At 38.1% G+C, this 12,064-nt stretch carries 8 protein-coding genes; 7 read left to right on the forward strand and 1 reads right to left on the reverse strand.

What is annotated here, in order from left to right:
* Positions 1-54: 54 nt before the first annotated feature.
* Positions 55-2,133 carry a type I DNA topoisomerase gene (gene topA, locus EF384_RS02330; protein WP_123779378.1) on the forward strand — a complete coding sequence of 693 codons (2,079 nt, stop codon included), beginning with the start codon at positions 55-57 and terminating at the stop codon, positions 2,131-2,133.
* Positions 2,134-2,246: 113 nt separating this feature from the next.
* A complete protein-coding gene (xerC, locus tag EF384_RS02335) occupies positions 2,247-3,179 on the forward strand; it encodes a tyrosine recombinase XerC (protein ID WP_123779379.1) in 933 nt (310 codons plus the stop codon).
* Positions 3,180-3,206: 27 nt separating this feature from the next.
* Here xerC and plsY read toward each other — a convergent pair whose 3' ends face one another.
* Positions 3,207-3,809, reverse strand: a complete 603-nt coding sequence (gene plsY, locus EF384_RS02340; RefSeq protein ID WP_123779380.1) for a glycerol-3-phosphate 1-O-acyltransferase PlsY — start codon at positions 3,807-3,809, stop codon at positions 3,207-3,209.
* Between the two features lie 272 nt (positions 3,810-4,081).
* Here plsY and parE point away from each other — a divergent pair, with 272 nt between their 5' ends.
* The 5 genes from parE to EF384_RS02365 all read left to right on the forward strand — a co-directional run bounded on the left by parE (position 4,082) and on the right by EF384_RS02365 (position 11,994).
* Positions 4,082-6,181, forward strand: coding sequence for a DNA topoisomerase IV subunit B (gene parE, locus EF384_RS02345; RefSeq protein ID WP_439647004.1), 2,100 nt, complete (start codon positions 4,082-4,084; stop codon positions 6,179-6,181).
* Complete coding sequence (gene parC, locus EF384_RS02350) at positions 6,181-8,643, forward strand: DNA topoisomerase IV subunit A (protein ID WP_123779382.1); 2,463 nt, start codon at positions 6,181-6,183, stop codon at positions 8,641-8,643. Before parE ends, parC begins: the two co-directional genes overlap by 1 nt.
* Positions 8,644-8,848: 205 nt before the next feature.
* Positions 8,849-10,033 carry an acetyl-CoA C-acetyltransferase gene (locus EF384_RS02355; RefSeq protein ID WP_123779383.1) on the forward strand — a complete coding sequence of 395 codons (1,185 nt, stop codon included), beginning with the start codon at positions 8,849-8,851 and terminating at the stop codon, positions 10,031-10,033.
* A 75-nt stretch (positions 10,034-10,108) separates the two neighbouring features.
* Entirely contained in the window at positions 10,109-10,960 is an 852-nt protein-coding gene (locus EF384_RS02360; protein WP_123779384.1) for an aldo/keto reductase, read from the forward strand.
* A gap of 104 nt (positions 10,961-11,064) precedes the next feature.
* Positions 11,065-11,994, forward strand: coding sequence for a manganese-dependent inorganic pyrophosphatase (locus EF384_RS02365; RefSeq protein WP_123779385.1), 930 nt, complete (start codon positions 11,065-11,067; stop codon positions 11,992-11,994).
* The last annotated feature ends 70 nt before the right edge of the window (positions 11,995-12,064 follow it).

Below are 12,064 nucleotides of genomic sequence, written 5' to 3' on the forward strand. Positions count from 1 at the left end.
GGTAGCATAATATGTAAAGCGATTTAGAAATGGAAATAAGAAAGGAGCTTATCGTTGGCATATAAATATTTAGTAATTGTAGAATCTCCGACGAAAGCCAAAACGATAGATAAATATTTAGGTAGAAATTACAAGGTTGTAGCTAGTAAAGGACATTTGCGTGATTTACCAAAATCGCGTATGGCTATCGACATTGAAAATGATTATGCGCCTGATTATATTAATATCCGTGGTAAAGGTGATTTAATTAAGGAATTGCGTCGTGACGCGAAAAAAGCTGAAAAAGTCTTTCTTGCGAGTGACCCGGACCGTGAAGGGGAAGCAATTGCTTTCCATTTAGCTCATATTCTTGGTTTAGATGTAAATGACAATATTCGTGTAACTTATAATGAGGTAACAAAAGAAGCTGTAACTGAAGCGATTAAGCATCCAAGACCGATTGATATGGATCTTGTAGATGCCCAACAAGCGCGTCGTGTCTTAGACCGTCTTGTAGGTTACAATTTATCGCCTATGTTATGGAAGAAAGTGAAAAAAGGATTATCTGCTGGACGTGTGCAATCTGTTGCTTTGCATATGATTATTTCACGTGAAAATGAAATCCGCGCTTTCAAACCTGAAGAATACTGGACAGTTGACGGTACCTTCATTAAAAACCGTAAAACATTCAAGGCCAACGCATCGAAATTTAAAGGTAAGAAATTAGACCTGAAAAATGAAGATGATATGAAAGCCTTCATGGCGGAAATTACTAGCCAAGATTTCACAGTTGAAAATGTAACTGAGAAAGAAAGAAAGCGTAATCCGCAAAAACCGTTCACAACTTCATCTATGCAACAAGAAGCTGCGAAAAAATTGAATTTCCGTACGCGTAAAACAATGATGGTTGCCCAACAACTATATGAAGGAATCAAATTGGGTACAGGTGCGCCTGTTGGTTTAATTACCTATATGCGTACTGACTCAACACGTATTTCTGATACAGCAAAAGCCGGAGCAAAAGACTATATCGTCAAAAACTTTGGGAAGGAGTACCTAGGCTACCAAGCTGCTAGCAAAAAAGCGCAAGGTGCTCAAGATGCCCATGAGGCAATCCGTCCATCTTCTGCTGACCGTACACCACAAGCAGTTGAGCAATATCTATCTAGAGATCAATTCAGATTATATTCATTAATTTGGTCACGTTTTATGGCTAGCCAAATGGCGCCTGCTATTTATGACACGGTATCTGCTGATTTAGTTCAAAATCAAGCAACTTTCCGTGCTAACGGATCTAAAATTAAATTTGAAGGTTACCAAAAGGTATATACGGAAGCCAACAATAAGGATAATATCTTGCCAGAATTGATTAATGGCGAAACAGTGAAATCTAAAGATTTGGAACCAAATCAACATTTCACACAACCACCTGCACGTTATACAGAAGCTTCTTTGATCAAAAAATTAGAAGAAGATGGTGTTGGTCGTCCATCAACCTATTCACCAACAATTGAAACCTTATTACGTCGTTACTACGTTAAGTTGGAAGCGAAACGTTTTGAACCAACTGAATTAGGTGAAATTGTAGATTCATTGATCTCTGACTACTTCCCAGAAATCGTAGATACATCATTTACGGCTGAATTGGAGCAAGAATTAGATGATATCGAATCTGATAAGAAAGAATGGGTTGAGGTAATCGATAATTTCTATAAACCATTTAGTAAAGAGCTTGAAAAAGCTGAAGTGGAAATGGAAAAAATTGAAATTAAAGATGAACCAGCCGGCTTTAAGTGCCCAGTTGATGGTGGCGAGATGGTAATTAAGATGGGTCGTTTTGGTAAGTTCTATGCTTGTGCCAACTTCCCTGAATGTCGTCATACAGAAGCCATTGTAAAAGAAATTGGTGTACCCTGTCCGAAATGTCATGAAGGTCAAATTGTGGAACGTAAATCGAAGAAAAATCGTATCTTCTACGGTTGCTCTCGTTACCCTGATTGTGACTTCACTGATTGGAACAAACCAATTGCTCGTAACTGTCCAGTCTGTGACCACTACTTAGTAGAGAAAAAAGGTCGCGGCGGTAAACAAGTTGTATGTCCTAACGGCGATTATGCTGAAGATGTACAAAAAGGTGATGTGGTCGAAGCTTAACCCTCAGTTTAATGATTATTTGGCTTGACCCAATTGACCTATTTTAACGAAAATTTGAAAACACGCTTTCTATTGTGGTACATTAGTGCCATTGATAGAGAGGGTGTTTTTTGATGTCACCAGAAAGTTTTAAACAAATATTTAGCGACTATTTACAACACGAAAAACAATATTCTGATGAAACCATTAAAGCCTATATGTCGGACTTTAATGCTTTTGAGCGCTTTATGCAGGAGGCAGGCATTGAAAGTTTTGAGCAAGTGACGTATCGTGACATCCGGATTTACTTAGGTCAATTGCAAAGAGATGGCCTATCTAGAAAATCGATTTCGCGTTATTTGTCATCTTTGCGTACGGCTTTTAATATTCTTTTGGACCGTGGACAAATTGAAGAGAATCCTTTTAACTATGTTCAGACGGCAAAAGTAGGTTTAAAATTACCAGATTTCTTTTATGAATCTGAGATGCAAGCTATTTTTGACTCAGTGAAAGGGACAGACCCAATTGCTTTAAGAAATAGCGCCTTATTAGAAGTGCTGTACGGTACGGGTGCGCGTGTGAGTGAGGTACGTGACCTAACGATACAACAACTAGATTTGAATGCTGGTATGGTTTTATTACATGGTAAGGGGAACAAAGACCGCTATGTACCAATGGGGTCCTTCTGTCGTGATGCGCTAGTGGCCTATTTTGATCAGGGGCGACCAGGTTTGATGGCAAAGACCGATGCGCAACATGATTATGTTTTTGTGAATTACAAGGGAGAACAACTGACTAGCCAAGGCATTGAATATATTTTAGATCAAATTGTGAAAAAATCAGCCACCACCTTGTCGATTCATCCACATAAGCTGCGCCATTCATTTGCAACACATCTATTGAATAATGGTGCGGATATTCGTACCGTACAGGAGCTTCTAGGGCATTCTAGCCTGTCTACGACTCAAATCTATACACACATGTCTAAAGAGCATCTGAGAGATAATTATTTACAATTTCATCCCCATGCCAAAAAAGACACGAAAAAACCTTCTCAAGATGGCTAAGTACCACTTGAGAAGGTTTTATTGTCGCTATTTCTTTTGTGATTTACGTAAACCAAATGGGACACGCGATTCTGTACCTTGGCGAATACGTTTGATATTGTCTTTATGACGGACAACGATTAAGATGAATACCAATAATGTAACAAAGGTAAGCACCCAATCTTGGTAAAACAATGACAAAGCCAATGCAAAAGCCACGGCAAAGATGCTTGAGAAGCTCACCATACTTGTAATATATAGTGAAATGAAGAAGGATGCGATGGCAATCAAAGCAAAGATTGGATGATAGGCAAGGACTACACCAAATGAAGTGGCCACTGCTTTACCACCTTTAAACTTAAGAAAGATGGGGAAAGAGTGTCCTAGGATGGCCATACCACCAAATAAAAGTGGATGCCAAGATACATCTAAGTAGCTTGCTAGCAATACGGGAATCATCCCTTTTAGCATGTCACAGACAAATACTAAAGTACCACCGGCTTTACCAAAAGCACGGAAGGCATTTGTCGTACCGATATTACCAGAACCAAATTGTCGAATATCTTTTTTGTAAATCAATTTACCAATGACTAACCCAAAAGGAATTGATCCGATGAGATAGGCAAATATAAGTAAGGTAAAAATGAGCATGATGTCATTCCTTTCAATAAATCCATAGATTGTCTTTATTATACCATGATTTAAAATCACTGAGTTAAAATGCCTTGGATTTCTGTTGTGAAAATAAATTATGCTTGTTTTCATAACTAGTAGCTGGCAAAATGGTTGTTGCATCATTTTATCGAAAAATGGGCTATAATAGATAGGTTGCGTATGAAACTGTATGAAGAAGTTTCACTTTGCATTTGGCAAATCAACGTTTTTAATATATTATGAAAAAGATTGAAAGTGGGGTAGACGATTTGGCCAAACCAACAAATAACAATAATAATGAAGCAGTATATGATGAAAGTTCCATCCAAGTACTAGAAGGGTTAGAAGCTGTTAGAAAGCGCCCAGGGATGTATATTGGATCTACAGATGCACGCGGTTTGCATCATTTAATCTATGAAATAGTGGATAACTCTATTGATGAGGCTTTAAGTGGTTATGCAGACCATATCACTGTAACACTAGCTAAAGATGGTTCAGTGATTGTCGTTGATAATGGTCGTGGTATGCCTATTGGTAAACATACAAGTGGTAAACCAACAGTAGAAGTCATCTTAACAGTATTACATGCTGGTGGTAAATTTGGTGGCTCAGGCTATAAAACTTCTGGGGGGCTACACGGTGTAGGTTCTTCTGTAGTAAATGCTTTGTCTAGTCGCTTTATTGCTACCATCCATCGTGACGGTAAGGAGTACCACCAGGAGTTTACGAACGGTGGGAAACCTGGCAAACCGAAAACTGTTGCCTTTAAAGGTAAAACAACGGGTACGAAGATTCAATTTTACCCGGATGCAGAGATTTTTGGTAACATCAAATTTGATGCTAGTACTGTCCGTGAACATTTAAGAGAATCGGCTTTCTTATTGAAGAATTTGCGTATCGATTTTATCGATGAAGTAAATGAGACTGAAGAAACATTCCATTATGAAGATGGGATCAAAGCCTTTGTAGCCTATTTAAATGAAGATAAGGATAGTTTACACGATATTGTCTACTTCCAAGGTGAAGAGAATGGTATCGAAATCGAACTAGCTTTCCAATACAATGATGGTTATTCTGAAACAGTTCTATCGTTTGTAAATAATGTCCGTACGTCTGATGGTGGTAGCCACGAAGCAGGGATGCGTACTGGTTTAACGAAGTCGTTTAATGAGTATGCACGTAAGGTGGAATTACTAAAAGCAAAAGAAAAGAACCTAGAGGGAACAGATGTTCGTGAAGGGTATACAGCGGTATTATCTCTTCGTATTCCAGAAGAAATTCTACAATTTGAAGGTCAAACCAAATCTAAATTGGGGACACCACAAGCACGTTCAGCAACTGATAAAATGGTTTCTGACAACTTAGGTGTGTACTTGATTGAAAATGGGGAAACCGCCCAAATGCTTGTACGTAAAGCCTTGAAAGCTCGTGAGGCCCGTGATGCTGCGCGTAAAGCTCGTGATGCGACACGTGGTGCCAAAGGAAAACGTAAAGAAGTATTATTGTCTGGTAAATTAACACCAGCCCAAGGACGTAATGCGAAGAAAAATGAACTATTCTTAGTCGAAGGGGACTCTGCCGGTGGTTCTGCTAAACAAGGGCGTGACCGTAAATTCCAAGCTATCTTGCCATTACGTGGTAAGGTATTGAATACCGAAAAAGCGAGTATCCAGGATATTCTAAAAAATGAAGAATTAAATACGATTATCTACACTATTGGTGCAGGTGTTGGTGCGGAATTTGAAGTAGAAGATTCTAACTACGATAAAGTCATTATCATGACCGATGCCGATACCGATGGTGCGCATATCCAGGTACTATTATTAACCTTCTTCTATCGCTATATGCGTCCATTAATTGAAGCAGGTAAGATTTACCTAGCGATGCCACCTTTGTATAAGGTTTCTAAAGGTAAAGGTAAAAATGAAGTCATTGAGTATGCATGGACAGATGATGAACTAAAAGCAGTTACTCAAAGAGTAGGTAAAGGATATATCCTTCAACGTTACAAAGGTTTAGGGGAAATGAATGCAGACCAATTATGGGAAACAACCATGGATCCAGAGACCCGTACTTTAGTGCGTGTAACGATTGATGATTTATCATTAGCTGAAAAACGTGTATCCGTCTTAATGGGTAATAAAGTCGAACCGCGTCGTAAATGGATTGAAGAAAATGTTGCTTTCACCATGGACGAAGACGATACTTTATTGAAAAATGCAGGCGATAAAGATACCGAGCTAAACGATGATGTAACTGAAATTATTGAAGTGCAAAACAAAGTGAGTGGTAACAAAGATGCGCTTGAAGAAGAGCCAGATTTAGACCAACTCCAAATAAATTTATTTGATGAAAATGGTGATTATTAATGGTTGATATTCAAAAATTAACTTTGGAAGAGGTTATGGGCGACCGTTTTGGACGATATTCTAAATATATTATTCAAGACCGTGCATTACCAGACATCCGTGATGGATTAAAACCAGTACAACGCCGGATTTTGTTTGCCATGTTCCAAGAAGGAAATACATCGACATCAAACTTCCGTAAATCAGCTAAAACAGTTGGTAATGTTATTGGTAATTACCATCCACATGGGGACTCTTCTGTATATGAAGCGATGGTCCGGATGTCACAAGACTGGAAAAACCGTGAAGTTTTAGTTGAAATGCACGGTAACAATGGTTCGATGGATGGTGACTCAGCCGCAGCCATGCGTTATACCGAAGCACGTTTATCTAAAATCGCTGATGAATTGTTACGTGACTTAGATAAAGATACAGTTGAAATGATTCTAAACTTCGATGATACAGCCGAAGAACCAACTGTATTGCCTGCAGGTTATCCAAACTTATTAGTGAATGGTGCGACAGGTATTTCTGCCGGTTATGCAACGGAAATTCCACCACATAACTTAGGTGAAATTATCGATGCGACGGCATACTTAATTGACCATCCCAATGCTAGTGTAGGTAAATTGATGGACTTTGTCCCAGGACCAGATTTCCCAACAGGTGCGATTATCCAAGGGAAAGATGAACTGAAGAAAGCTTATACGAGTGGTCGCGGTAAAGTTGTTGTACGTTCTAAACATCATATTGAAACTGACCGTTCTGGCAAAGAAAAAATTGTCATTACTGAAATTCCTTATGAAGTGAACAAAGCCAACTTAGTGCGCCGGATGGATGAATTGCGCTTGAACCGTTCAATTGATGGTATTCAAGAAGTGCGTGATGAATCAGACCGTAATGGTTTGCAAATTGTGATTGAGTTGAAAAAAGATGCAAGTTCTGATGCGATTCTAAATTATTTTTACAAGAATTCGGACTTACAAATTAACTACAACTTCAATATGGTTGCGATTAACCACCAACGTCCTGAGCAAATCGGCTTAAAAGAAGCTTTATTAGCTTACATTGAACACCGTTATGTGATTATTCGTCGTCGTACGACATTTGATTTAAACAAAGCACAACGTCGTTTACATATCGTTGATGGTTTAGTTAAAGCAATGTCGATTTTGGACGAAGTCATCGCAGTTATTCGAAACTCAAAAAACAAATCGGATTCGAAACAAAACCTGATTCGTGAATTTGATTTTTCAGAAACGCAAGCAGAAGCAATTGTTAGCTTACAACTATACCGTCTAACCAATACCGATGTGACTGCTTTACAAAATGAACGTCTACAATTAAACGAAGAGATTGCTTCATATCAAGCGATCTTGAATGATGACAAATTATTGTATGCACGTATGAAGACAGAATTGAAGGCGATTAAAAAAGCTTATGCTTCTGATCGTCGTACGGAAATTCAAGATGAAATTGAAGAAGTTATCGTGAAGAAACAATTATTGATTTCAGAAGAAGATGCTATCGTGGTTGTTACACGTGGTGGCTATATCAAACGTTCAACTTTACGTTCATTCAAAGCATCTGGCGTTGAAGAAGTCGGTTTACGTGAAGGGGACCATGTCTTGTATATGGCCAAACATACCACCCTTGATCAGCTTGTATTCATCACAAGTAAAGGAAATTACATTTTCCAACCTGTATATGAACTACAAGACATTCGATGGAAAGATTTAGGTGAACACATTTCGCAAAGAATTGCATTTGCCAATGATGAATCTATTATCGGAGTGTTCCCATATAGTGAAAACAGCAAAGATAATTTATTGCTAGCAACTGCTCAAGGTATGATTAAACAAACTGCTTTAAGTGAATTTAAAGAGTTCCGTGGTTATAAGAACAAGGCTGGTGTCGCAATGAACTTATCTAGTGATAGCGACCAAGTGATTAGTGTCTACCAAGTGCCAGCAGCTACTGATCAAACACAAGCACAAGTGATTTTAACAACACATTTTGGTTTCACATTACGCTACCCAATCGAAGAAATTTCGATTATTGGTGCACGTGCCAAAGGGGTAAAATCAATTAACTTGAAACAAGATGATTATGTCATTAGTGCAGTATTTGCAGCTGAACCAAATGATAATCTTCAAATCATGATGGTGACGCAACGTGGCCATATGAAACGAATGAAATGGGCTGAGATTAATGTGTTAGGTCGTGCCAAACGTGGTCTAGTCGCATTGAAAGAGCTAAAAGCAAATCCACATCGTATTGTGGCTGCTTTCTCAGTAGAGGATACAAATCAAATGTTTGAAGTCATTTCTAGCCAAGGTAAGATTAATGTCTTGCGTGCAGGGGATATCCCTATTGCCAACCGTTATTCTAATGGTTCTATGCTTGTAGATGAAAAAGATAGTGGTCAAATTACGTCTGTAACGCCCATTATTGATTATCAAAACTTTGATATTGAAAACTAAATTTTCGTAAAATTCAACACCTACCAAGTTTTTTATATTGTCTTGGTAGGTGTTTTGTTATATTGTAGAAGAAGTTCATAATTATATTATTTAGTATTCATAACTAGAAATAAAAATTACAAAGTGTTTTAACGAAAGTAAATAGAGCGGTGTTTATTAAATAGCGTTGGAATATGCCTTTTAATAAACGATGAAGGAGAAATATATGCAAGAAGTAGTGATTGTAGCTGCAAAAAGATCAGCTATTGGTAAATTTGGTGGTCAATATAAAAACATATCAGCAGTTGACCTAGGCGTTCAAGTATTAAAACAAACAATGGCGTCAATTAATTTGGACCCACAAATCGTTGAGCAAGTAATTATCGGCAATGTGTTAAGTGCTGGATTAGGCCAAAATGTCGCACGCCAAGTAGCCTTGAAATCAGGCTTATCTGTAGAATCAACTGCGGTTACCATTAACCAAGTTTGTGGTTCGGGGCTTCGTTCAGTGATGATGGCTGCGCAAGCTATCATGCTAGGCGATGCAGAGGTAGTTGTAGCCGGCGGAACGGAGAATATGACTCTAGCACCTTATGTTATCCAATCAGCTCGCTGGGGCCAACGTATGGGCCCCGGTGAAATGATTGATACTATGCAACATGATGGTTTAACTGATGCTTTCTCACATGAATCAATGGGGATTACAGCTGAAAATATTGCAGACCAATATGGTATTTCTCGTTTGGCACAAGATGAATTTGCTGCAGCAAGCCAACAAAAAGCAATGGCAGCTATTGAAGCAAATCGTTTTGCTGAAGAAATAGTTCCAATTGAAATTTCAGGAAAAAATGGCAGTCAAATCATTACCACGGATGAAAGCCCTCGAGCTGGTATCACAGCTAAGCGACTAGGTAAATTAGCACCTGTTTTTAAAGAAGAAGGAACAGTAACAGCTGGGAATTCATCAGGTATTAATGATGGGGCGGCAATGCTTGTACTAATGTCAAAAGAAAAAGCTGAAGCACTTGGCATAAAAGAAATGGTGTCTATCGCTTCATATGCTACTGGTGGCGTTGATCCTTCTATTATGGGTACTGGTCCAATTCCTACAACTAGAAAAGCCTTATCAAAAGCGGGTATTACGGCAGCGGATTTAGATTTAGTTGAAGCAAATGAAGCTTTTGCTTCCCAAGCATTATGTGTTTCTGATGCCTTAGGTTTAGACATGGATAAAGTGAATGTGAACGGTGGTGCCATTGCTTTAGGACATCCTATTGGCGCTTCTGGAGCACGTGTCTTGGTTACATTAGTTCATGAAATGCAAAAAAGACAGTCCGTTCATGGTCTAGCAACGCTATGCGTTGGTGGTGGCCAAGGAGTGTCAGTTATCGTGAAACAAAATATCTTATAATGCATATTATTTGGATATTCATGTCAGCATGCTACAATGAAATTAAGTTAAACATTCAAAAAGGGGCGTACGCATATGACAATTCCTACTTATACTGCACATGATGGTACTGAAATTCCACAAATTGGTTTTGGTACCTATAAATTAAAAGGATATACAGGTGTTGATTCAATTCAATCAGCCTTAGAAGTCGGTTATCGTTATTTAGATACAGCGTATAACTACGAAAATGAAGCTACTGTCGGTGAGGCTATTCGTCGTTCAGGTATTGCGCGTGAAAATATCCAAGTTGCATCTAAATTACCAGGTCGTTACCATCATTTTGATGATGCACTCGTAACGATTCAAGAATCATTATTACGAGCAAACCTAGATTACTATGATTTTTACTTAATTCATTGGCCAAATCCCAAAGAAGACCACTATGTTGAAGCGTGGGAAGCCTTAATCGAAGCGCAAAAACGTGGTTATGTGAAACATCTTGGGGTAAGTAACTTCTTACCAGAATATATTGATCGTATTGAAAAAGAGACTGGTGTATTACCCGTACTAAATCAAGTTGAAATGCACCCATACTTCCATCAAAAAGAACAACGGGCTTATGATGCATCTAAGGGAATTATTACCCAATCGTGGTCACCATTTGTTCGTGCAAAAGAAAAAATTTCTGAGTCTGTTTTAGATAACGAAGACTTAATTGCATTGGGTGAAAAATATGGTAAAACTGCTGGTCAAGCAATCTTGCGTTGGCAATTACAAATGGGGGCAATGCCTATCCCTAAATCTGCAAAACGTGAACGTCAAATTGAAAATTTAGATGTATTTGATTTCACTTTAACTGACGAAGATTTACAAGTATTTGAAAAGTTAAATAAACCTGATGGACGCGCGGCAAACCAAGATCCGTCCTTCTATCAAGAATTTTAGTTTTTCGCAAAAAAGGAATTTTTCTCTCAATCAGAAAAGTTCCTTTTTCTGTGTGGAATTATGGTAATATAGGAATATAAACATTTATAAAAAGGGGCTTAAACATGGATAAAATTTTAGTTTTTGGACATCAAAATCCAGATACTGATGCTATTACATCAGCTATTTCATACGCATACTTATTAAATCAAAAAGGCTTGGAAGCAGAAGCCGTTGCCTTGGGCGAATTTGGTGACGAAACTGCCTTTGCACTAAAATCATTTGATCAAGAACCATTACGTGTGATTGAAACTGCAGCTTCAGAAACAACTACTATCGCTTTAGTGGACCACAATGAATCACAACAATCTGTTGCTGATTTGAAAGACTTAGAAGTGTACTCTGTAGTAGACCACCACAAAATTGGTGATTTCACTTCTCCAGCGCCACTTTCTTTCTTAACAAAACCATATGGTTGTACGCAAACAATTCTTTTTGAATTATTCCAACAAGAAGGTATTGAAATTCCTAAAAATATCGCTGGTTTAATGTTATCTGCAATCATTTCAGATACATTATTATTCAAATCTCCAACAACTACAGAACAAGATAAAATTGTTGGTGAAAAACTGGCTGCAATCGCCGAAGTTGATATCGAAACTTACGGTTTAGACTTATTGAAATCTGGTACAAATGTTGATGCAAAATCTGCAACTGAAATTGCGGAAGGTGATGCCAAATCATTTGAAATGGGTGGTAAACCTGTTCGTATCGGTCAAATCAATGTGGTTGATGTTGACGATGTATTGAAACGTAAAGAAGAAGTATTGTCTACAATGCAAGATTTAGTAACTGACAATGACTACTCAGCATTCTTCTTAGTAGTAACAAACATTTTAACAAGTGACTCTGAAGGGTTAGTTGTTGGTTCTGAAGACTTTATCCAACATGCTGAACAAGCATTTGCAGGTAAAGTAACTGATAACCAAATTGCCTTACCAGGTGTTGTATCACGTAAAAAACAAGTTGTACCTCCATTAGAAAAAACATTCTAATCGTAATTTGAGAAAGGATTGGCCAAGTAATTGGTCAGTCTTTTTTATTTGGCTCTTCGACATTTAATGT

The organism is Aerococcus agrisoli (genome assembly GCF_003797145.1).
Classification (GTDB): domain Bacteria; phylum Bacillota; class Bacilli; order Lactobacillales; family Aerococcaceae; genus Aerococcus; species Aerococcus agrisoli.

What these genes read in the sequence shown, in the direction of transcription:
- EF384_RS02355 (WP_123779383.1), top strand. Translation starts at nt 8,849, where the DNA reads ATGCAAGAAGTAGTGATTGTAGCTGCAAAAAGATCAGCTATTGGTAAA.
- EF384_RS02365 (WP_123779385.1), top strand. Translation starts at nt 11,065, where the DNA reads ATGGATAAAATTTTAGTTTTTGGACATCAAAATCCAGATACTGATGCT.
- EF384_RS02360 (WP_123779384.1), top strand. Translation starts at nt 10,109, where the DNA reads ATGACAATTCCTACTTATACTGCACATGATGGTACTGAAATTCCACAA.
- plsY (WP_123779380.1), bottom strand. Translation starts at nt 3,809, where the DNA reads ATGCTCATTTTTACCTTACTTATATTTGCCTATCTCATCGGATCAATT.
- parC (WP_123779382.1), top strand. Translation starts at nt 6,181, where the DNA reads ATGGTTGATATTCAAAAATTAACTTTGGAAGAGGTTATGGGCGACCGT.
- xerC (WP_123779379.1), top strand. Translation starts at nt 2,247, where the DNA reads ATGTCACCAGAAAGTTTTAAACAAATATTTAGCGACTATTTACAACAC.